General features: G+C 66.0%; 17 protein-coding genes. 9 read left to right on the forward strand and 8 right to left on the reverse strand.

Annotated elements, in window-relative coordinates; genetic code table 11:
• From CG51_RS17145 to CG51_RS20980, 9 genes are all read left to right on the forward strand, one after another.
• Window positions 1-1,152: LLM class flavin-dependent oxidoreductase (locus tag CG51_RS17145; RefSeq protein WP_035747092.1), on the forward strand; the 1,152-nt coding region annotated here is incomplete at its 5' end.
• A gap of 9 nt (window positions 1,153-1,161) precedes the next feature.
• Window positions 1,162-2,355 carry a M20 aminoacylase family protein gene (locus tag CG51_RS17150; protein ID WP_051930810.1) on the forward strand — a complete coding sequence of 398 codons (1,194 nt, stop codon included), beginning with the start codon at window positions 1,162-1,164 and terminating at the stop codon, window positions 2,353-2,355.
• Window positions 2,352-2,978, forward strand: coding sequence for a GNAT family N-acetyltransferase (locus CG51_RS17155; protein ID WP_035747094.1), 627 nt, complete (start codon window positions 2,352-2,354; stop codon window positions 2,976-2,978). Before CG51_RS17150 ends, CG51_RS17155 begins: the two co-directional genes overlap by 4 nt.
• Window positions 2,979-3,099: 121 nt before the next feature.
• Window positions 3,100-4,893 carry an amino acid ABC transporter permease/ATP-binding protein gene (locus tag CG51_RS21185; protein ID WP_084695255.1) on the forward strand — a complete coding sequence of 598 codons (1,794 nt, stop codon included), beginning with the start codon at window positions 3,100-3,102 and terminating at the stop codon, window positions 4,891-4,893.
• 178 nt (window positions 4,894-5,071) lie between these two features.
• A complete protein-coding gene (locus tag CG51_RS17170; RefSeq protein ID WP_035747117.1) occupies window positions 5,072-6,007 on the forward strand; it encodes an ABC transporter substrate-binding protein in 936 nt (311 codons plus the stop codon).
• Window positions 6,008-6,049: 42 nt separating this feature from the next.
• The gene (locus tag CG51_RS17175; protein ID WP_035747095.1) at window positions 6,050-7,009 is read left to right on the forward strand and encodes an ABC transporter substrate-binding protein; all 960 of its coding nucleotides are present in this window, start codon (window positions 6,050-6,052) and stop codon (window positions 7,007-7,009) included.
• A gap of 13 nt (window positions 7,010-7,022) precedes the next feature.
• Window positions 7,023-8,018, forward strand: coding sequence for an LLM class flavin-dependent oxidoreductase (locus CG51_RS17180; RefSeq protein ID WP_035747119.1), 996 nt, complete (start codon window positions 7,023-7,025; stop codon window positions 8,016-8,018).
• Window positions 8,018-9,037: a PLP-dependent cysteine synthase family protein gene (locus tag CG51_RS17185; protein ID WP_084695257.1), complete on the forward strand. Its 1,020-nt coding sequence runs from the start codon at window positions 8,018-8,020 to the stop codon at window positions 9,035-9,037. The genes CG51_RS17180 and CG51_RS17185 overlap by 1 nt, the downstream gene beginning before the upstream one ends.
• 320 nt (window positions 9,038-9,357) lie before the next feature.
• A complete protein-coding gene (locus tag CG51_RS20980; RefSeq protein ID WP_269845379.1) occupies window positions 9,358-9,486 on the forward strand; it encodes a hypothetical protein in 129 nt (42 codons plus the stop codon).
• A 194-nt stretch (window positions 9,487-9,680) separates the two neighbouring features.
• Here the strand turns inward: CG51_RS20980 and CG51_RS17190 are convergent, their stop codons facing one another.
• From CG51_RS17190 to CG51_RS17225, 8 genes are all read right to left on the reverse strand, one after another.
• Complete coding sequence (locus tag CG51_RS17190; RefSeq protein WP_051930812.1) at window positions 9,681-10,574, reverse strand: ATP-binding cassette domain-containing protein; 894 nt, start codon at window positions 10,572-10,574, stop codon at window positions 9,681-9,683.
• Window positions 10,567-11,616, reverse strand: coding sequence for an ABC transporter ATP-binding protein (locus CG51_RS17195; protein WP_035747098.1), 1,050 nt, complete (start codon window positions 11,614-11,616; stop codon window positions 10,567-10,569). Before CG51_RS17195 ends, CG51_RS17190 begins: the two co-directional genes overlap by 8 nt.
• 1 nt (window position 11,617) lies before the next feature.
• A complete protein-coding gene (locus CG51_RS17200) occupies window positions 11,618-12,538 on the reverse strand; it encodes an ABC transporter permease (RefSeq protein WP_035747100.1) in 921 nt (306 codons plus the stop codon).
• Window positions 12,535-13,542 (reverse strand): ABC transporter permease, encoded by a 1,008-nt coding sequence (locus CG51_RS17205; protein WP_035747102.1) that lies wholly within the window; start codon window positions 13,540-13,542, stop codon window positions 12,535-12,537. The genes CG51_RS17200 and CG51_RS17205 overlap by 4 nt, the downstream gene beginning before the upstream one ends.
• Window positions 13,543-13,623: 81 nt before the next feature.
• Window positions 13,624-15,198, reverse strand: a complete 1,575-nt coding sequence (locus tag CG51_RS17210; RefSeq protein WP_035747103.1) for an ABC transporter substrate-binding protein — start codon at window positions 15,196-15,198, stop codon at window positions 13,624-13,626.
• A gap of 45 nt (window positions 15,199-15,243) precedes the next feature.
• The gene (locus tag CG51_RS17215; RefSeq protein WP_035747105.1) at window positions 15,244-19,089 is read right to left on the reverse strand and encodes a hydantoinase B/oxoprolinase family protein; all 3,846 of its coding nucleotides are present in this window, start codon (window positions 19,087-19,089) and stop codon (window positions 15,244-15,246) included.
• Entirely contained in the window at window positions 19,086-19,856 is a 771-nt protein-coding gene (locus tag CG51_RS17220) for an IclR family transcriptional regulator (RefSeq protein ID WP_051930814.1), read from the reverse strand. The genes CG51_RS17215 and CG51_RS17220 overlap by 4 nt, the downstream gene beginning before the upstream one ends.
• Before the next feature lie 207 nt (window positions 19,857-20,063).
• Entirely contained in the window at window positions 20,064-21,218 is a 1,155-nt protein-coding gene (locus CG51_RS17225; protein ID WP_035747107.1) for an amidohydrolase, read from the reverse strand.
• Window positions 21,219-21,687 lie beyond the last annotated feature (469 nt).

Consider the following 21,687-nt stretch of genomic DNA (forward strand, 5'->3'; position numbering starts at 1 on the left):
GAAAAGTCGATCCCGCATTTCCTCAACCGTTTCGAGCCGCTGATGCTGCTCTCGGCACTCGCACGGGAAACGACAAAGATCGGCCTCGCCGGGACGGTCTCCACCTCCTATTCGGACCCGTTCACCGTGGCGCGGCAACTGGCGTCGCTCGACCTGCTGTCCGGGGGGCGCGCAGGCTGGAACGTGGTGACGACGCCTCTGGAAGGCTCCGCGCTGAACTATTCGCGCGCCCATCCCGAACACGCGCTGCGCTACGAGATCGCCGACGAATATCTGGAGGTCACGCAGGGTCTCTGGGACAGCTGGGATGAGGATGCGATCCCGCGTGACCGGGAGACGGGCCGGTTCTTCGACCCCGAAAAGCTGCACACGCTGAACCACAAGGGACGCTTCTTCCAGGTTGCAGGGCCGCTCAACGCGCCGCGCTCTAAACAGGGGCAGCCGGTGATCTTCCAGGCGGGATCGTCGGATGCGGGCATCGGGCTTGCCGGGAAATATGCCGATGCCGTGTTCACCCATTCCCCCGATCTCGACGAAACCCGCGCCTTCACCAATCGCGTCAAGGACGCCGCTCAGGCACATGGCCGGGCGCGCTCCGACGTGAAGGTGTTTCCCGGCATCGCCCCGATCATCGGGCGGACATCTGCGGAGGCGGAGGAGAAATACCGGATCATCCGCGACCTGATCTCCGTGGAGGAAGCACTGGCCTATCTGGGCCGTTACTTCGAGCACCACGATTTCAGCCAGTATGACCCGGACGCCCCCTTTCCCGATCTGGGCGATCTCGGCCGGAACTCCTTCCGCTCCACCACGGATCGGATCAAGCGCGTGGCCCGCGAAACGGGTCAGACCCTGCGTGAAGCGGCCCTTGCCGCCGCCACGCCCCGGCCGAATTTCATCGGGACCGGGCCGGATGTGGCGCGGGAGATCACCCGCTGGATCGACGCGGGCGCGTGTGACGGCTTCATCCTGGGCTTCTCCGTCATCGCGGAGGGGCTTCAGGACTTCATCGACCTCGTGATCCCGGAGCTTGAGGCGCAGGGCCGGTACAACCGCGAGCTTCCGGGAGAGACCTTGCGGGACCATCTCGGCCTGCCATTCCGGGAAAGCCGCTATCGCGCGGGGCCGCTCCCGCAGGCCGCAGCCGTATAGGAGAACGTCATGACCATGGCAGAACGGATCACGGCGTCTCAAGGCGCCGCACGGGAGAGGATTGCCGAAACCATAGATGAATTCGTGGTGTTGCGGCAGGAACTGCATCATCACCCCGAGCTGGCCTTTCAGGAGCGCCGGACCTCCGCACGGATTGCCGCGCTGCTGGAGGGCTGGGGCTACGACGTCACCCCCCTCGCCGGGACCGGGGTGATCGGGACGCTCCGCAACGGGAAGGGGCGGCGACTGGCGATCCGCGCCGACATCGACGCGCTGCCGATCCATGAGGCGACCGGTCTGCCCTTCGCCTCCGCCGTGCCGGGGGTGATGCATGCCTGCGGCCACGACGGGCATACGGCGATCCTGCTCGCTGCGGCGCGCTATCTGGCGGAAACGCGGCGCTTCCGAGGCACACTCCACCTGATCTTCCAGCCCGCCGAGGAGATAGGGCAGGGCGCCCGGCGGCTGATCGGCGAAGGATTGTTCGACCGCTTTCCCGTGGATGCCATCTTTGGCCTGCACAACTGGCCGGGGGTGGAGGAGGGGCGTTTCGGCTTCATCGAAGGGCCTGCGATGGCCGGCATAGATCAGGTGGATTTCCGTGTGCGCGGCAAGGGAGGCCACGGTGCCGCCCCGCATGAGGCCGTGGATCCCGTCGTGGCCGCCGCCCATGCCATCACCGCGCTTCAATCCGTCGTCGCCCGCAATGTCGATCCGCTGGAGGCGGCGGTGGTGACGGTCGGCACGATCCACGGGGGGGCCGCGTCCAACGTCATCCCTGACAGCGTGGAGATGAAGCTGACGCTCCGCTCCTTCTCCCCCCGAACGCGGGAAGTGCTTGCCGCCCGTGTTCCCGCACTGCTGACCGGCGTGGTGCAGGCGCTGGGGGCCACCGCGTATATCGACTACCGTCCGGGCTTTCCGGCGGTGGTCAACCACCCGTCCGAACTCCGCATCGCGCGGGATGCCGCGCTGGCTGCCCTGGGAGAGGAGGGGGTGCTGCCCGCCCTCGCGCCGCGCACGGCGAGCGAGGATTTCGCGTGGTACCTTCAGGAGGTGCCGGGCGCGTTCCTGATCCTCGGCAATGGTGAGGGCGCGCCCCTCCATTCCCCGGAATACCGCTTCAACGACGCCATCCTGTTGCCGGGAGCCACCCTCTGGGCCGCCCTGGTCGAAGGTTTTCTTTCGGGAGACATCCAATGACATCCATCGTCATCCTCCGGTCCTCTCCGCACATGCCGGAGGCCCAGCCGCTGATCGAGGATCTGATCCGCGAATACGACATCCGTTACGGCACCACGTTCGACCCCGCCGGGGCGCGGGCCGAGGTCTATCGCTATCCGCCCGCCGCCTTTGCGCCCCCGTCCGGGGATTTCCTCCTCATCCGGCGCGAGGACGAGACGATCGGCGGCGGGGCCTTCATGCGCCATGACGCCGATACGGCCGAGCTGAAGCGCATCTGGACCCGGCCCGATCTGCGCAAGCAGGGGCTGGCGCGGCGGATCGTTCTGGCGCTGGAGGAAAGCGCCGCGGCGCTCGGCTACACGCGTCTCTATCTCACCACCGGGTTCCGGCAACCGGAGGCGGAGGCGCTTTACGTCTCGCTCGGCTATCGGCGGCTTTTCGACCCGGCGGTTGACCGCGCCCTTTACCGGACGCTGCCGTTCGAAAAACATATCGGCGCCAGGGCCGGTCAGCCGGGCACGACGCCGCTGAAGGAACCGGCTGCCACCCCGGAGGAAGCGACCGAACGCACCCGTGCGGCCAAGGCGGCCCATGCCGCGAAGGTCGCCGCCGACCACGCTTTCCGAGAGGCTGCGGAATGAAGCGCGCGGTCCTTGCGCCGGCGCGTCCTCCCGGTCGCCCTGCCGCGTCCCTCCCGCTGCGGCGCCGCCGCGCCGCCGTCTCCCTCCGGCCCGGCTTCCGTGCGGCAGGAAAGGACAAGAAATGACCGCCACCGATTTCTCCACCCCCACCCCCACCCCCACCCCCACCGCAACTCCGCGACAGCCGGGGCGTTTCGACGGGCTGCGTATCGTGCCCTCCCGCAACTACGGGCGTCTCTTCGGAACTCTGGCCGGCACCGTGGTGCTGGTGGCGGTGCTGAATTCGGTGCTGGGCAATCCGCGCTGGGGCTGGCCGGTCTTTGCGGAATGGTTCTTCTCGGAACCTGTGATGGTGGGGCTGGGGCGGACACTGTGGCTCACGCTGCTCGGGTCGATCTTCGGCTTTGCCCTCGGCACGGTGCTGGCGCTGGCACGGGTGTCATCCTCGCCGCTGATGGTTGCTGTCGCCTGGGGGTTCATCTGGCTGTTCCGGTCCATTCCGCTGATCGTCCTGCTGCTGCTGCTCAACAATCTCGGCTACCTGTATGAGACGCTGTCCATCGGCATTCCCTATACCTCGATCACCTTCTGGAGCTATCCGACGACCCAGTTCCTGACGCCGTTCTGGGCGGCGGTGATCGGCCTCACCCTGAACCTCGGCGCATTTTCGGCCGAAGCGATCCGGGGCGGGATTCTCTCCGTCGATCAGGGTCAGCATGAGGCGGCGGCGGCGCTCGGCCTGCCCAAGGGTCTTCAGTCGCGGCGCATCGTTCTGCCTCAGGCCATGCGGGCGTTCCTGCCTACCGTCTTCAACGAAGTGATCGGGTTGGCCAAGGGGACGTCCATGGTCTATGTCCTTGCGATACCCGAACTTTTTTATACCGTGCAGATCATCTATCGGCGCAATCTGGAGGTGATCCCGCTGCTGATGGTGGCGACGGTATGGTATCTCGTCATCCTGTCGGTCCTCTCGCTCGTGCAGTATTTCGTGGAGCGTCATTTCGCCCGCGGCGCGCTGCGCAATCCCCCGCCCAACCTCTTCCGTGCAGTCCTGGAACGCGGCGGGGTCCTCTCACCGAGAAGGACAGGCTCAGCGCAGACGGCAGCCGTCCTGCCTTCCGCGTCTTCTGCCGGCTGGGCGGAGGCGCTCCCGTCCGGCGGCACGGTGAATGTCGAGCATGTCTCCAAGAGCTATGGGGCGAACAAGGTGCTCAACGACGTGTCGCTGACCTTTCCCGCGGGCTCGGTCACCGCGATCCTCGGTCAGTCCGGCTCCGGCAAATCGACGCTGCTGCGCTCCATCAATCACCTTGAGCGGGTGGACGAGGGCTTCATCTCCATCGACGGAGAGCTGATCGGCTACCGGCGGGAGGGCGACGCGCTTCATGAGCTGCGGGAGCGGGACATCCTGAAACGGCGGGCCGATGTCGGCATGGTGTTCCAGAATTTCAACCTGTTCCCGCATCTGACGGTGCTGGAGAACATCGTCACCGCTCCGCTCGCCGTCCGCGGCCTGTCCCGGGAAGCGGCGGAGCGGCTGGCGCGGGATCTGCTTGCCCGCGTCGGGTTGGCCGACAAGGCCGGGTCCTATCCGCGCCAGCTTTCCGGCGGCCAGCAGCAGCGGGTGGCCATCGCGCGGACGCTTGCCCTGAAGCCCAAGGTGCTACTCTTCGATGAGCCGACTTCCGCCCTCGATCCCGAACTGGTGGGGGAGGTGCTGGCGGTGATCCGGGAACTCGCGCGCTCCGGCGTCACGCTCATCATCGTGACGCACGAGATGGGCTTCGCGCGGGAGGTCGCCGACACCATCGTGTTCATGGATCGGGGCAGGGTGGTGGAATCCGGCCCCCCCGAGCGGATCTTCAGCCGTCCCGAGCATCCCCGCACGGCGGAGTTTCTGGGCCGCGTGCTCTGATCCCCGCCCCCGTGGCCGCGGCCCCTCCCGTCGCGGCCGTGCTGCCCCGTCTCCGCGCCGCCCTCCCTGGTGCGGAGACGGGCCAGCCGAAATAGCTGGGGCCGAACCGCTTCATCGCCGATGACCGCGACCTGCCGCCCGAAATCTCATGATCTCCTGTCTTGCAAAGAGGCTTCCCATGTTTCCCTCCCTGCTGAGAGGCGCGGCCCTGATCGCTGCGACCGCTCTGTTCCCCCTGCTTCCGGCCCATGCCGCCGCGCCTGCGGTCGATCTCAGCCCCGAGCAACCTGACCGCATCCGCACAGACCGGGTGGAGGCCGCCATCGCGGCGCTGCCCGCCGGTTTCCGCTTTGTGTCGCCGGGCAAGCTCACCGTGGCCTCCGTGCCGGGCAGGCTGCCCTTCGCGGTCTATGCGACGGATACAAGCACGCCCGTCGGCGGCGAGCCGGACGTCGCGCAACTGGTGGCCGACAGCCTCGGTCTGGAATTGGAGCTGATCCCTGTGGCCTGGGCCGACTGGCCCCTCGGCCTTGCATCCAGGAAATACGATGCGGTGATCCACAACGTCACCGTGACGGAGGAGCGCAAGGAGAAGTTCGACTTCGCCACCTACCGCACCGATCTGCTTGGCTGGTATGTCGCCGCCGCCAGCCCCATCACCCGTATCGACAAGGCGGCAGACATCGCTGGGCTGAAGGTGTCCGTCTCCTCGGGTACCAATCAGGAGCAGATCCTGCTGCGCTGGATCGAGGAGAACCGCGCGCAAGGCCTGCCCACGACGGAAGTTCTCTATTTCGACGATCAGCCGGTGCTGGACCTCGCGCTCCAATCCGGGCGCATCGATGCCTACCTTGGTCCCAATGCCACCTCCGCCTTTCAGGCCGCGCAGGAGGGCAAGACCCGCGCCGTGGGCACCCTCTCCGGCGGCTGGCCTGTCACGGCGGAGATCGCAGTGGCGGTGAAGAAAGGGTCCGGCCTTGCCTCCGCGGTGGCCACGGCTCTGAACGCGCAGATCGCGAACGGCACCTATGCCCGGACACTGGCGCGCTGGAACCTCTCGGCCGAGGCCATCACCGAAAGCCGTGTCAACCCGCCCGGCCTTCCGAAGAAGTAAGCGCCCTTCTTCTTCCACAGCATCAGACGATTGGACCATGCCATGATCCCCGCTTTCTCCCGCCGTGGTTTCACCCGATTCATCACCAGCTTTGCCATTGGCATGGCCTTCACCTCCGCCTGGGGGCCGGGCTGGGCCGCGGCGGATGTGTTCGATCTTGACCCTGATCGCGACGATCTGATCCATACGGCCAAAAATCCGGCGGCCATTGCCAGGCTGCCCGAGGGTTTCGTCTTCGCCACTCCGGGCTTCTTCACCATCGCGAACACGGCCTCCGGCGGGCCGCCGCTTTCCACATATGCGAATGACGCAAAGACCGTGGTGGGCGCCGATCCTGACATCGCACGACTGATCGCCGATGCGCTGGGGCTGGAACTGAAGACCGTGGTCGTGGCCTGGGCGGACTGGCCGCTGGGGCTTGTCTCCGGCAAATACGACGCCGTGATCTCCAACGTCGGAGTGACGGAGGAGCGCAAGGAGAAGTTCGACTTTTCCACCTACCGGCAGGGGCTGCACGGGTTCTTCACGCTTGAGGGGCGGGGAAACGGCCCTATCGCCGAACCGAAGGACATCGCGGGGCTGCGGATCATCGTCGGCGCCGGCACCAATCAGGAGCGCATCCTGCTCGCCTGGGACAAGCTGAACCGGGCAGCCGGGCTTTCCCCGGCGGAACTGCAGTATTTCGATGACGAGGCCACGCGGCTCATCGCGCTCCGCGCTGGCCGGGCGGATGTGATCGTTCAGCCGAATGCCCAGCTTGTTTATATCGCCGCGCGGGACGGGGATATCCGCCGGGTCGGCACGCTCTCCGCTGGCTGGCCGGAGCGGTCCGATGTGGCGGTCACGACGCGGAAGGGGTCGGGCCTTGCAGAAGCGGTGACGGAGGCCATCAACGGCGCGATCCGCGACGGAACCTATGCCGCCGTTCTGGAGCGCTGGCAGTTGACGGAGGAGGGCCTTCCCGAAAGCCGCACCAATCCGCCCGGCCTGCCCAGATATTGATGAGGTGATGAGCATGGATTTCGATCACATTGCCTTCCTCGTTCCCGGCAACTACGCCGAGGAGGATCCCTTCACGGGGCTGGAGGCGACGCTCCGCCTGTTCGAACTGGGCGAGCGGCTGGGATACGACAGCGGGTGGGTGCGTCAGCGGCATCTGGAACGCGGGATCTCCTCGGCGGCGACGTTTCTTGCCGCCGCCAGCCAGCGGACGCGTTCCATCGGCCTCGGCACGGCGGTGATCCAGCTCGGCTATGAGCACCCGTTCAGGCTGGCGGAGGATCTCGCCACGGTGGACGTGCTCTCCCGCGGGCGGTTGAACGTGGGGGTGTCCGTCGGATACCCTTCCTTTGCGGCGCTGATCGGCGGTTATCCGGCGGAGGGCGACTACGGCCACACGCGGGCGGAGGCGTTGGCACGGCTGATCGCCAGCCCGCCGCTCAGCCCTGAACGGGTCGCAGGCAATGCCTCCGGCGCACAGGTGCCACGGCTGCAACCCGTGGCTCGCGAGCTGTCCGAACGGCTTTGGTATGGTGGCGGTTCGCAGCGTTCCGCGGTCTGGGCGGGCGGCGCGGGGTTTCATCTGCTGACCGGCAACATCGTGTCGGGCGAGGGAACAGATGACTTTCTGACGGCGCAGCGGCGGCTCATCGACGCGTTCCGCCGCGCAGGAGGAGGGCGCGTGGGCCTTGGCCGTGTGATCCTGCCGACGGACAGCGCCGATTTCGCAACGCGACGCCGCTATGTCGATTTCGCCCGCAGCCGCCACGCCCGAACGGTGGAACCGCAGGGCGCGCGGCGAACGCTGTTCCTTCCCGATATCGTCGGCACGGTAGAGGAGATCGCCGCTCTCCTTTCCCGCGATCCCGTAGCGGCGACCGCCCGTGAGTTGCGTCTCGAACTCCCCTACGAATTCGCGGTGGAGGATTACGAGCAAATCCTGACCGACATGGCGAGGCTGCTGCCGGAATGGCGCAGCGCAGATCAAACGACGCAGAAGGAGGCCGTCTAATGTTCGAACCCGGTTCGATTTCCCGGCAGACCCCGTCCCCGTCCGCCCACCCGTATGCCGATCCGGCGGGTGCAATCCACGGCGATATCACTGCGCTCATCGGTAACACGCCGCTGCTGGAGCTTCATCGCTTTCGCCGCGCTCATGACCTTGGTGCGCGCATCGTCGCGAAGGTGGAATATCTGAACCCGGCGGGAAGCATAAAGGACCGCACCGCCTGGGCCATCATCCGGGAGGGGGAGCGGTCCGGGAAGCTCCGTCCGGGGGCGCTGATCTTTGACCTGACCAGCGGCAATACCGGCATCGGTCTCGCCGCCATCGGGGCTGCACGGGGCTATCGCACGCGCTTCTACACCCGGGACTGCATCAATCCCGGCAAGATCGACCTGTTGCGCAGCTATGGCGCGGAGGTGGTGCAGATACCGAACCGGCGCTTTCTCGATCCCAATGCGAGAGACATCCTGCTGGCGGAGATAAAGGCGCTGAACCCGGATGGATTCTTTGCTGATCAGATCGGCAATCTCGCCAATCCCCGCATCCATTATGAAACCACCGGGCCGGAGATCTGGCGCGACACCGGGGGCGGTATCGACGCGCTGGTCGCGACCGTCGGGACGGGCGGCACCGTTTCAGGGGTGGGCCGATATCTCCGGGAGCGCAATCCCGCCCTCCACGTGGCTGTGGTGGAGCCTTCGCTCGCCTCCCTGCCGTCGGAGGCCGATCCCTATCCCGATCAGATCGAGGGCGTGCACCGTGTCTCCGACATCCCGGTGGAAGCCCTGCCGGGTGTCTATGATCCGGGTCTTGCCGATGAATGGCTGGAAGTGGGCACGCCCGAGGCCCGCGCGGCGGCGACATCGCTTTGCCGGACAGAGGGCCTGTTCGTCGGCCTGTCCGGCGGGGCGGCCATTGCCGCGGCGGCTCGCCTCGCGGCACGGCCGGAAATGGCCGACCGGCTGATCGTCACGATCCTCGCCGATAGCGGCGAGCGCTACCTCGCCCCACCTGTTACCGGGTAGGGCGCCCTTGGGCCGTGCCAGCCGCTGCCGGGGGCGGAGCGGCCCAACGCCGCCTGTGAGCCGAGGTGCTCATAACGCTGCGCGGCGGCCTCCCATATCATCGGGCCGGGGCAGGCCCTGCGGCCCGTAACACACCGGACACCGAGACCGGCGCGGCGGCAAGGCTGCCGCCGGCGGAGGCATTCCGTGCCGGGATCAGGCTCCCTTGGACTGCAATGCTCCGCCATTTCGTTTGGTCAGTCTTTTGATGCTCGTTCCCAAGGGTCCGCCACCGCGCGCGGCCTCCCGAATTCGGGACGAGCCCGAATGCTGGAGACGAGATGCGAGCAAGCATTCGGGCGCGTGTCAAGGTGGCGCGTGCCAGCGCCTTGGCCGCCGACCTTCCCGCCTTGCCGAGCGTCGCCATCATCGTCTTCCGGGTTGTGGATGGCGGGTACGCCCGCCGGTGATCATGATGCCAGGGAGATGCGCCTCGCCAGGGAGCGATCCCTTCGGTTGCGGCGCGATGCGCGTCCGATTTTCGCGGGGACAGGATATGAGCCCGCAGCTCAACCCGGCCATGGAGCATGGGCATCTCCCCATGAAAGGCTGCCGTGGGGAGGCGTTGGCAGGGATGACCGGAAATGGAACCATCCCGCAGATTCTACGCGCCCGGCGCCGGGGTCGGATGACGCTGCTCGGGTTTATCCCGGCGGGGCACTCTGACCTCCGGCATCGCGCTGATGAGCATGCGGGCATAGTCGCTTCGTGGCGCATCGAAGACCGTCTGGCAATCGCCCTCCTCCACGATCTCGCCGCGATAGATGAGCGCCACGCGATCACACAGATAGCGCACGACGCCGAGATCATGGCTGATGAAGAGGTAGGTCAGCCCGAGACGGTTCTGCAGGTCGATGAGCAGGTTCAACACCTGCGCCTGCACGCTCACATCCAGCGCGGAGGTCGGCTCGTCCAGAAGCAGCAGGTCAGGCCCGGAGGCCAGAGCGCGTGCGATGCAGATCCGCTGCCGCTGACCGCCCGAGAATTCGTGAGGGTAGCGGTGCATATGCTGGGGTCCAAGGCCGACAAGCGCGAGAAGCTCTGCCGCCCGCTCGGTCCGCTGGCGTGGGGTGAGGTTCAGGATGTCATGGTGGATGACCCTCGGCTCCGTCACGATGTCATGAACCGACATGCGCGGATTGAGGGAGGCATAGGGGTCCTGAAACACGATCTGCACCCGCGCCCGTAGCCGACGCAGCTCCGCTGCCGACAGGTGCGACAGATCCTGCCCCTCGAACCGGATGCTGCCGGATGTCGGCAGATCGAGCTGCAGGATGGACCGGGTGAGCGTTGTCTTGCCGGAGCCGGATTCGCCTACCAGGCCGAAACTTTCGCCCCGGTTTACGGTCAGGGACACATCCTTCAGTGCCGCCACTTCGGCCGAACGGCCGAACAGGCCGCGGCGGCCGGGAAATACCTTGGAGACATGGGAAATCTCCAGCACCGGCACACCGGGGCTTGCCGATGCGGCTCGCAGGGTCGGGGAGAGGTTAGGCATGGGCGGCTTCCTTGCCATGAGCGGTGATCTCGCCCGCCCGCAGGCAGGCCGCGATATGACCCGGCCCGACCGTCACCGGCGGCGGCAGGCCGTCGCGGCAGGCAGAGACCGCCAGCGCGCAGCGAGGTGCGAAACGGCACCCGGGCGGCGGGGTGACAAGGTTCGGCACCTGTCCCGCCAACCCTTTCAGGTCACCCCGTTGCGTCTCCCGCGTCGGGATCGCGGCCATGAGAGCGCGGGTATAGGGATGCACCGGGCGCCCGATCACCTCTGCTACCGGACCCGCCTCCACGATGTTGCCCGCATACATGACGGCGACGTGGGAGCATGTCTCGGCCACCACGCCGAGATTGTGAGTGATCAGGATGACACCCATGTCACGCTCCGCCACCGCCTGCTTGATGAGGTTGAGGATCTGGGCCTGCACACTCACGTCGAGGGCCGTTGTGGGTTCGTCGGCGATGAGGAGGTCGGGTTGTCCGATGAGCGCCATTGCGATCAGCACCCGTTGTCGCATCCCGCCCGAGAACTGGTGCGGATAGGACTGGAGCCGTGTCTCCGCCTCCGGGATGCCGACGCTGACGAGCATGCGTGCCGCCAAGCGCCACGCGGCACGCTTGCGCTCCCGCCCCGAGGCATTGGAGGGACAGTCAAGGATCGACGGCTCCTGTCGTGCGGCTGCCAGCGCGACATCGGCCAGCTGTTCGCCGATGCGGAACGCGGGGTTCAGGTTGGTGGTCGGATCCTGAAAGATCATGCCGATACGCTTGCCGCGAAGGGGCTGCATCTCTGCTTGCGAAAGCTTGAGCAGGTCGCGCCCGGCGAAGCGGAGCTCGCCCCCGGCGTACCGCGCGGGAGGGGAGGGCAAAAGGCGGGAGATCGACAGGCCCGTCAGCGACTTGCCGCAGCCGGATTCGCCGACCAGCCCCCATATCTCGCCCCTTGCCACGGTCAGGTCGATGCCATTCAGCACCTGCGCCTCGCCTTCGAAACTCCGCATGGCCAGGCGAAGGCCCCGGATGGACAGCAGCGTATCCGGCATCTCAGCGCCTCCCCTTCGGATCGAGCACGTCGCGAAGCCCGTCCCCCAGCAGGTTGAAGCCGAAAACCGCGACAAACATCGCCACCCCCGGCGCCATCGCCGTCCACCAGTAGTCCGGCATGTAGGACCGGGAGACGGAAAGCAGGGTGCCCCATTCCGGTGTCGGCGGCCGCACCCCGATACCGATGAAGCCAAGCCCCGCGACGGTCAGGATGGCAAAACCCATGTCGAGCGACATCTTGACGATTACCGGCGAGACGACATTCGGCAGCACATGGCGGAACAGCACGCGGGAAGGTCTGGCTCCCAGAGCGCGGGCGGCAGTGACGTAGTTCTCCTCCCGCGTGGCCAGAACCTCACCCCGCACGAGTCGTGCATAGCCCGGCCACCAAGAGAGCGAGATGGCGATCACCATGTTCAGAAAACCCGGACCCAGCGCCGCGGCGATTGCCATGGCGAGGATCAGCGAGGGAATCGTGAGGACCAGATCGGTGAAGCGCATCAGCGCTTCATCGACCCAGCCCCCCGCGAACCCGGCGATAGCGCCGATCAGGGTGCCGATGATCGTGCCGATCAGCACCACGCTGAACGCTGCCAGCACCGAAACCGTCGTGCCCGCCATGACGAGCGACAGCACGTCCTGCCCAAGCTCGTTGGTGCCGAACGGATGCGCGAGGGAGGGGGGCAGGAACCGCGCCGCAGTATCGACACCGCCCGCGACATGCTCTGGGTAGGGGGCGAGCCATGGGCCGAAGAGGGTCAGGAAGACCACCGCCGCGACCAGCAGCGCGCCTATGACGGAGAGCTTGCTTTGCCGGAAGCGGAACAGCGCGCGCCGCAGCCGGTCGGTGCCGGGTGCCGGCTCAGGCCCTGTTTCGGACGGGGCAGAGCCGAGGGAGGAGGTATCGGGGACGTCGGTCATGAATAGCGGACCTTCGGATTGATGACGCCATAGGCGAGATCGATGACGAGGTTGGCGATGATGAACAGAAGCCCGATCACCAGCGCAACGGCAATCACCGGCATCATGTCCTGCGCGAGGATCGCCTTAGTGGCATAGAGGCCGAGCCCGGGCCAGTCGAAGACCGTTTCCACCAGAACCGTGCCGCCCAGCAGCCAGCCGAAGTAAAGTCCGATCACCGTGAGCGTGGCGGAGACCGCGTTCCGGGCCACGTATTTTCGGATGATCTTTCCGCGGGGCAGGCCGAGCGCGCGGGCGGTGGTCACATAGTCCTGCCCCATCACTTCGATCGTGGACGCACGCATCATCCGCATGATCGTGGCCAGCGGGGAAAGAGACATTGCGACGGCGGGCATCGCGAGGTGTTTCAGCACGATCACGAAGGTTTCCCAGTCACCGGAAAGCAGTGCGTCGATGGTGTAGAACCCCGTGACGGTCGGTGGCGGGTCGAGAATGATCGGTAACCGCCCCCCCAGCGGCAGCCACATCAACCACATGGCGAGGCACAGCTGAAGCAGCAGCCCAAGAAAGAACCGCGGCATGGAAATCGCGCCGATCGCTGCGACCTGGCTCAGATAATCGGGCCAGCGGTTGCGCCAGACGGCAGTGACGAGGCCCAGAGGAATGCCGATGACGATGGCGAGTGTCAGCGCTGCCAGCACGAGTTCCAGCGTGGCGGGCAAATAGGCCGCGATGTCCTCCGCCACCGGCCTGCGGGTGGAGAGCGAAGTGCCGAGGTCGCCATGGGCAAGGCCTCCGACATAATGGAGATACTGCTCCCAAACCGGCCGGTCGAGACCGAATTCCCGCGCCAGTGCCTGCACTTCGGCGGGTGTGGCGTTGGGGCCGGCGGCAAGCCCCACGGGATCGCCCGGAAGAAGCCGCGCGATGGCGAACATGATGATCGTAAGCCCGATCAGAACGGGCACGAGCAGCAGCAGCCGCCGCAGGATGAACTGGACCATCGCGCTGTCCTTTCGCTGGAAGAGGGGCTTTGCGCCCCCGGCTGGCGGGGCAGAGGCAGGGGGCACCGCCCCCTGGGGCTGTCAGAGGGAGAGGGGCCAGGCCTCGATCGCGTTGGAGGCGATGGGGCTGAAGCTGTAGCCCTTCACCGCGTCCCGCATACCTAGCTTGCGCCGCTCGATGACGCCGAAGATATCGGGTGCATCGGCCACGACCCTGCGCTGGAACTCGGCATAGATCGCCTTGCGTTCCTCGGGGTCGAGCGTGGTGCGGCCCTTTTCGATCAGGGCATCCACCTCCGGGTTGCTGTAAACCGCGTTCTGCCAGCCTCCGTTGCGGGAGGAATGGTAGGCGGCAAAGGCGATGTTGTCGGGGTCGCCGTAGTTGGCCGTCTGATAGACCGGAAACAGATCGGGGAAGGTGTCGGGCGACTGACAGGCGGCCACCATATCCGGCCAGTTCATCGGCTGGATGTCGAGGCCGATGTTCAGCTGCTTGAGGCTGTCGAGCAGGATGAGCGACCAGCGGCGCTGCTGCTCCAGGCCGGAGACATGCACCATGCGGAGTGTGAAGCCCCCTTCCGGCGTGGCGGTCTTGGAGAGGTATTCCTTCGCCTTCGCCAGATCAGTCCGATAGACTTCCAGCGTGGGATCGAAGCCGAAGATGGTGGAGGGGAGCGGCCCCTGCATCAGATCGGCATAGCCCCCGGCGTCAAGGATCCCCTGATAGTTCGTCGCGCATGAAATGGCCTTGCGCAGATTGGGGTCGGAGAGCGGCCCCTTGACCGTGTTCATCTTGATGGAGAAGGTCCGGTATTCCGGCTCGATCACGCGGACGACACCGGGGGCGTCCTTCAGCGCGTCCATGTCCTCGGAGGTCAGATCGACGGCGATATGCGCCTCTCCCCTTTGCAGCATGAGGCGCTGGGTCGCCGTTTCGCGCACGATCTGCCAGATTACGCCCTGAAGGTTGCCGCCCCCCGACTGCCAGGCATCTTCCACCCGTGCGAGGTAGTGCAGCGTGCCCGCCTGCGACCGCTTCAGCGCGAAGGGGCCGGAACCGGCAAGGTTCTTCATCAGCCAGCCTTCGCCGTTATCGCTGCCAAGGTTGGCCTCCACAGCCGCTTTCTCGGCGATGAACATCCAGGGCAGAACCTGGAGAAAGGCAGCGAAAGGTGAGGAGAGCTTGAAGCGCACGGTCTGCGGATCGACCGCCGTCACGTTTTCGGGCGTGACGATGCCGCGGATCATCCAGGCATTGCCCTTGGCGAGCTTGAGCGCACGCTGGAAGGAATAGACCACATCCTCTGCCGTCACCGGCTTGCCGCTGTGGAACTTTGCGGCCGGGTTCAGATGAAAGACGTATTCGGTCCCGTCCGTGCTGATTTCCCAGCTTTGCGCGATGGCTGGCACCGGCTCCGGCGGGTTGCCCGCGACGCGTACCAGCGGGTCATAGGTGTTGCGCAGGAAGAAGGAGGCCGAATACCCGGTTGCGGTATGCGGATCGAAATTCGGGATGTCCTGGCCGGACGCGATGATCAGGACGCCCTTGCCCGACTGGGCGAAAAGAGCGCGCGGGAATGTCGCTGCCGCCAGACCGGCCCCCGCCATGGCGAGCAGGCTGCGGCGGGTCAGGGGAAGCGAGACAGGGGTCGTCATCTCAGGTCTCCGTGTTGGAAGAGCGTTATGGTTGGAGTGGGGCGCCTACGCGCCCACCCTGTCGTGATCTGCGGGCGCGGGTTTTTCATCCTCCACGCGATAGTGGCGTGCTGCATGGGCGGGCGTGACATAGCCAAGCGCGATATCGCGGGAGATGGCTGCAGTATCGCGCTCTGCCGGGTTGCCGTAGCCCGCGCCGCCGGCCAGGACGAACTCCACGATCTCTCCCGTCGTGCGGATCTCCACCAGCGCCCCGGTGCCGCAGTCATGGATCACCGTGCCGTCGGGAGAGACGATCCGTCCGCGGGCGCCGCCGCCCGGCTGGCCGCCAAAGAGGCCGGGTATCGGATTGTCCACACCTTCCGGGTAGAGGGACACAAGCGTCGGCTGTCCATCGTCGTCCCGCTTGCGGAAGGTCACGATCTGGCCCAGCCCGCCGCGGGCCTTGCCCGGTCCGCCGCTGTCGGGCAGGTAGCCCTTGCCGGTGATCAGAATTGGCACCCGGCTTTCCATTAACTCGATGGAGGTATTTGCGGCCGATGTGGGCCAAAGCAGCGCGGAATGCCCGTCGCCCCGCGCCGATCCGCCCTGACCGCCGCCGCAGAACAGCATGTCCGAGTAGAACCGCCCCTCCGCGTCCCGGCCATATACGTTCGCGGCCACGGCGAGACCCGTGAAGGACTGCACCTGTGCAGGCGCCGCCTTGGCCAGCGCCATGAAGATGTTCGGCGCGATGTACCAGCCCGTCCGCGTCCTCAGGTTCACCGCTGCGGGGTAGGTCGGGTTCAGGATGGAGCCTTCAGGTGCGGTCACCGTGAACGGGCGGTAGCAACCCGCATTGCCGCGCACCGTGGGGGTCAGCATGCACTTCAGCGGATAGGTGGCATGCGCGGCGGTATAGTTCAGCGTGGAATTGAGCCCACCCTGCGGAAGTTGCGGCGGCACCCCGTCGAAATCGACGGTGATGCTGTCGCCCTGCACGTTGACCAGCACCGGGTACTCGATCTTTTCGCCCAGCGGGTTGTTGGTGATGAAGCTGCGATAATCGCCATCCGGGATGGCGCGGATCGCGTCGCGCATGGCCTTCTCCGAAAGCCCCTGCACCACTTCGGCCAGCGCGCCCAGATCGTCCATCCCGTAATCACGCATGAAGGCGGTCAGCCGCTCAGCCCCAAGCGCATTCGCCGCCACGAAGGAGAAGATGTCTCCCAGCACCTGTTCCCCGTTGCGCACGTTCTGGCGGATCATCTCGACTAGCGTCTCGTTCGGCTGCCCGGCGTCGAACAGCTTCATCGGCGGGATTTGCAGACCTTCCTCATAGATTTCACGGGCATGCAGGCTGTCCTTGGTGCCGCCGATGTCGGAGACATGGCCGACAGTGCCCATCAGTCCGACCAGCCGCCCGTTGCGGAACGCGGGCGTCACGATGGCGATGTCGAAGAGGTGCCCCGCGCAGAGCCAGGGGTCGTTGGTGATGAGGACATCCCCCGGCTTCAGCGTTTCTGCCGGATAGCGGGCGAGCAGCGCCTTCACCGCGCGGGGCAGGGTCAGGTTGAACACCGGCATGGCGCGGGGGGAGTGGGCGAGCGTTTCGCCGTCCTTGTCCAGCAGTTCGCAGGCGAAATCCTGCGCCTCGGCGATGACGAGGGAGAAGGCCGTGCGGCAGACGGTCAGCCACATCTCCTCCACCACGTTGACGAGACGGGACCACATGATCTCTAGCCCGATGGGGTCGGACTGGATACGGGCCACGGCGTCTGCCCGGTCCATGTCGGCGGTGATCACGGCTTCGGCGGTCTTGAGCGCCCCGACATGCACGCACAGATTCAGGCCCGCGTCGATGCTGACACGGTCCAGAGGCCCGACGACGGTGGTGGATTCACGCTCCTCGATGATCGCAGGTCCGGCGATCTCATCGCCGCCGGTCAGCGCATAGCGGTCATAGACCCGCGTCTCGAATGCGCCGCCATCGAACCAGCAGGTGCGGCTTCCCTTCACCTTGGCGGCAAGGTCGCCGCCACCCGCCGCGCCGGTCAGCGCGAGGGCGGGGGTGGGTCCGGCCACGCGAACGCGGAAGTTCACGCTTTCGAACCGCGCGCCGTCGAAGGGCGCGGCATAGCGGGCGGAATAGGCGGCGACGAAGGCGTCGCGGATCTCGGGGAGTTCAGCCTCGCCGATCCGGCCAGCGGGCAGACGGACGGAGATGTCGTGCATCTGCCCGACAAGCCGCATGTCCGCCGTCCGCTCCACCACGGCCTCCCCGGCGCCGATGCCCGCGCGCGTGAGGTGGTGGAGTCCTTCTTCCTCCAGCTTGCCGAGCACGGTGTTCACCGCTTCTGCATCGAACCCCGGAGCGAGCTCGATACGGAGCGAGCGCACCCCCTCGAAGGACAGCGGCGCGGCAAGGAACCCAAGGGCGGAAGCCGCCCCGGACGCGGGCGGGATCAGCACCTGACCGATCCCCATGGCACGCGCCACATCCACGGCATGGGCCGGACCGGCTCCGCCGAAACCAACCATCGCATAGGCGCGCGGATCCTTGCCCCGCTCGACAAGATGGACACGCGCCGCCGCGGCCATGCTCTCCACCACGACCTTGTGAATGCCGAGCGCCGCCTCCTCCACCGTGAGGCCGAGCGGCTCGGCCACCCGCGCCACCGCCGCCCGTGCGGCGGAAAGGTCGAGCGTCATGCGCCCGCCCAGGAAGAAACCGGGGTCGTAATAGCCGAGCACGAGATTGGCATCGGTCACGGTCGGTTTCTTGCCGCCCATGCCGTAGCAGGCAGGTCCGGGATCGGATCCGGCAGAATGCGGCCCGACCTTGAGCAACCCCACCTCGTCGATGGCAGCGATGGAACCGCCGCCCGCGCCGATTTCGATCATCTCGATGACGGGCGCCTTTATGGGCAGGCCAGAGCCTTTGGTAAAGCGGTGGACACGGGCGGCTTCCATCATCGGGGCCACCTCGGCGCGGCCGTGTTCGATCATGCACGCCTTGGCGGTGGTGCCGCCCATGTCGAAGGAGATGACATCCGCAAGCCCGGCCTTCTCTCCGAACAGCGCGGTGGCGAGGCCACCCCCCGCCGGGCCGCTTTCGAGCAGCCGGATCGGGAAATCGCGGGCGGTTTCCAGCGATACCAGTCCGCCGGCGGAATGCATGAGCCGCAGCGACCCCGAGAAGCCGTCGGCCCTGAGCGCGGCTTCCAGTTTCGTGAGGTAGCGGTGCATCAGCGGCTGCACGAAGGCATTCGCACAGGTCGTCACGCAGCGCTGGTATTCCCCCATCTCGGCCACGACCTCGGAGGAGACGGAGACGGCCAGTTCCGGGAACTCCGCCCGGATGATGTCGGCGGCGCGGCGTTCATGCGCTGGATTCATGTAGGAGTGTAGAAAGACGACGGCAATCGCCTCGCAGCCCTGCGCGACCAGCTCCCGCGCGGACTCCAGCACGGCGGGTTCGTCGAGCGGTGTCACGACGTGGCCGCGGGCATCCAGCCGCTCCGCCACTTCGAGCCGCAGATCACGGCTGACCATCGGCTCCGGGAAGGTCACGAACAGATCGTAGATGTCGTAGCGCTGTTCCGTCCCCATCTCCAGCACATCGCGGAACCCCTGCGTGGTGACGAGGCCGAGCTGCACGCCTTTGCGTTCGATCACCGCATTGGTGACGAGCGTGGTGCCGTGCACGATCTCCGCCACATCGGCGTGAGAGATGCCGCGCAGGTCGAGCAGTTCCTTCAGGCCCTTCAGCGCCGCCTCCGAAGGATCGTGCGGAGTGGTCAGCCGTTTGTGCAGCGTTACCGACGCATCCTGCGCGTCGTACAGCACGAAATCCGTGAAGGTGCCACCGATGTCGAAACCGACACGCCAGCGGTTGGCTGAGAAGGTCATTCGGGCAGTCCTTTTTCTGTAACAGGGGTGGCGGAGCGGGGCGCGACAAAGGCGGTATCGCCCAGTTCGTCGGCGATCCGCGCCGCTTCTTCGGCAAGGCTGGAGACGATCTCCATGCGCGCTGCCTCATCGACGAGCGCATGGGGAAAGACGACGCAAAGGCTTACGGCCTCATGGCTCATGGGGTCGGCAACGGAGAGGGCAATGGCATCGACCCCCCGCGTGGCTTCCTGATTGGAATAGGCAAACCCGTTTTCGCGGACCCGCGTCACATGGCGCATCACCTCGGCCAGTCCGGGATGATCGCCGTAGAGCGCGGCAATTGCCGGATCAGGCATCCGCGCCAGCAGGGTGCGCCCCGTCGCACTTTCATGCGCTTTCAGACGGCGACCGATGTTGCTGACGACGCGCAGGGCGTTCGTCCCCTCGAAATCCACGACGGCAGTCACCTCCCGGCGGTCGCGTATGGAGACATAGCCGGTATGGCCGAACTGACGGGATACCTTGGCCACCGCGGCGCTTGCCCGTGTGATCAGCCGGGAGGAGGAGCGGAACGCCGCGGCGAGATCCAGCAGCAGAAGCCCCGGCCGATGCCGCTTGGACAGGCCGACTGTTTCCAGCATTCCTGCTTCCCGCATTGCTTTCATCAGCCGTGACGCACTGGCCTTCGGCAAATCCAGGCGGACGGCGACATCCGTCACCGTCAATTCCGGTGTTTCCGTGCTGAAGCAACGGAGAACCTCTGCGGCGTTTTGGAGTATCGACATCTGATAGTTCCGTTTTATGGAACATCGGTTCCGTTATATGAGACAAAATGTAAAAATTTTGAGTCGGTCAATGAAAAAGACGTGGCTTTGACTGCACGATCGGGTTTCCACCGGTGAAGCATCGCCTCTGCCGGAAATTTGGGCAGTTCCCGAACGGGAAACGCCGCCCGTGGGCGGCGTTGGTCATTGCCGAAGGGGGCGGCGTCGTCAGGCCTCGCCGCGACTTTCCACCAGATGGGCGAGGAGGCTCGCCCCGACGGGCAAGATGGTGTCGTCGAACAGGAAACCCGGATTGTGGAGCGGTACTTCTCCATCGTGTCCGAGGTTGAAGAAGGCACCCGGCACGATGCGGAGGAGATCGGCCATATCCTCCGATCCCATGGTCAGCTCGGCATCCGCCCGCGCTTGGCCGCCGACGATGTCGCTTGCCGATGAGATCAGGTTCTCGACACGTTCGGGGTCGTTTATAAGAACGTCGAACACCTGCCGGATGTCGGTGTCGATCTGCACCCCATGCGCCGTGGCGAGACCTGCGCAGATTTCCGTGATCCGTTCCGCGATCAACCGGGCATCCTGTTCCTCGAAATAGCGGAAGGTGCCGGCGAGCTGGGCCTCCGCCGGGATCACGTTGTAGGCTGAGCCGGCTTGAAACCGCGTGACGGAAACGACGGCGGCATGCGTGGGATCAATATTGCGCGCGACGATCGTCTGGAGCGCGGATACCAGCTCCGCTCCGATCACGACCGGATCGCGGCTTGCCTGCGGCATGGCTCCGTGACTGCCGCGCCCGTGGATGGTGATGTCGAAGAAGCTCGCCCCGGCCTGCGCGCGCCCAGGCCGGATCGTCACTTCCGAATGGCGATTGTAGGGCGAATTGTGCAATCCGTAGAGCTCGTCGCAGGGAAAGCGGTCAAAGAGCCCGTCCCGCAGCATCGCCCGCGCCCCGCCGAGACCCTCCTCCGCAGGCTGGAAGATGAATACCGCTTGCCCGGCGAAATCCCGGGTCTCCGCCAGATAGCGGGCGGCCCCCAGCAACATCGTCGTATGTCCGTCGTGCCCGCAGCCGTGAAAGACCCCCGGATGACGCGAGCTGTAGGGCAGGTTCGTCATTTCCTCCATCGGCAGGGCGTCCATGTCGGCGCGCAGGCCAATGGTCCGCCCGGCGCGGCGCCCTTGCAGGACACCCACGACCCCGGTTCCACCGACGCCGCGGGTGACCGCGATACCCCAGCCTTCCAGCAGTTCCGCCACCCGTGAAGATGTGCGGGTTTCCTGGAAACCAATCTCGGGATGCGCGTGGAAATCCTGACGGATCGCGGTCAGATCCGCTGCATAGCCGGCGATGCGTTCGATGACGGGCATGGCATTCTCCCTTGCTGCCTGCCTTCTGCTAGCGCGCGGGCGAGGCCGCTGCCAGAGATCTCCGCGCCGACCGACATGACGCGCGGGGCTGGCGCGTCGCTCCGTGCGAATGCCTGCACAGCGTCAGTGGCGAGTTGCTGAAAACGTTCGGAAGCCGCATTCCCTGCTCTGGAAATCGGAAAATCTGCCCCGGAGTGTTCAGGATCGCGTGGATTTCGGGCTGGATTCCGTCAGATTGCGAACGATTTCCGCTCCAGCGCAGACCTGAAAACCGTTTCATCAGGTATTGAAGTGGAACCGGGTAGCCCCGTGGAAGGCGCATCTATCCGCCCTATGGGTCTCAGCCCGCGTTCAGTGCACTGTCCCCAAGTAATACGGTGACTGGATAAACCTCGCCAGCCAGCGCGCTGACAGGTCCACCATATGCGGCCTGCGTCGTAAAAAATTCATTCGGATGACTTGGTGGCGT

It is taken from the genome of Haematobacter missouriensis, assembly GCF_000740775.1.
Taxonomy (GTDB): Bacteria; Pseudomonadota; Alphaproteobacteria; order Rhodobacterales; family Rhodobacteraceae; genus Haematobacter; species Haematobacter missouriensis.

Coding starts and splice junctions, on each gene's coding strand:
- CG51_RS17150 (WP_051930810.1), top strand. CDS start 1,162: ATGACCATGGCAGAACGGATCACGGCGTCTCAAGGCGCCGCACGGGAG.
- CG51_RS17155 (WP_035747094.1), top strand. CDS start 2,352: ATGACATCCATCGTCATCCTCCGGTCCTCTCCGCACATGCCGGAGGCC.
- CG51_RS21185 (WP_084695255.1), top strand. CDS start 3,100: ATGACCGCCACCGATTTCTCCACCCCCACCCCCACCCCCACCCCCACC.
- CG51_RS17170 (WP_035747117.1), top strand. CDS start 5,072: ATGTTTCCCTCCCTGCTGAGAGGCGCGGCCCTGATCGCTGCGACCGCT.
- CG51_RS17175 (WP_035747095.1), top strand. CDS start 6,050: ATGATCCCCGCTTTCTCCCGCCGTGGTTTCACCCGATTCATCACCAGC.
- CG51_RS17180 (WP_035747119.1), top strand. CDS start 7,023: ATGGATTTCGATCACATTGCCTTCCTCGTTCCCGGCAACTACGCCGAG.
- CG51_RS17185 (WP_084695257.1), top strand. CDS start 8,018: ATGTTCGAACCCGGTTCGATTTCCCGGCAGACCCCGTCCCCGTCCGCC.
- CG51_RS20980 (WP_269845379.1), top strand. CDS start 9,358: ATGCGAGCAAGCATTCGGGCGCGTGTCAAGGTGGCGCGTGCCAGCGCC.
- CG51_RS17190 (WP_051930812.1), bottom strand. CDS start 10,574: ATGCCTAACCTCTCCCCGACCCTGCGAGCCGCATCGGCAAGCCCCGGT.
- CG51_RS17195 (WP_035747098.1), bottom strand. CDS start 11,616: ATGCCGGATACGCTGCTGTCCATCCGGGGCCTTCGCCTGGCCATGCGG.
- CG51_RS17200 (WP_035747100.1), bottom strand. CDS start 12,538: ATGACCGACGTCCCCGATACCTCCTCCCTCGGCTCTGCCCCGTCCGAA.
- CG51_RS17205 (WP_035747102.1), bottom strand. CDS start 13,542: ATGGTCCAGTTCATCCTGCGGCGGCTGCTGCTGCTCGTGCCCGTTCTG.
- CG51_RS17210 (WP_035747103.1), bottom strand. CDS start 15,198: ATGACGACCCCTGTCTCGCTTCCCCTGACCCGCCGCAGCCTGCTCGCC.
- CG51_RS17215 (WP_035747105.1), bottom strand. CDS start 19,089: ATGACCTTCTCAGCCAACCGCTGGCGTGTCGGTTTCGACATCGGTGGC.
- CG51_RS17220 (WP_051930814.1), bottom strand. CDS start 19,856: ATGTCGATACTCCAAAACGCCGCAGAGGTTCTCCGTTGCTTCAGCACG.
- CG51_RS17225 (WP_035747107.1), bottom strand. CDS start 21,218: ATGCCCGTCATCGAACGCATCGCCGGCTATGCAGCGGATCTGACCGCG.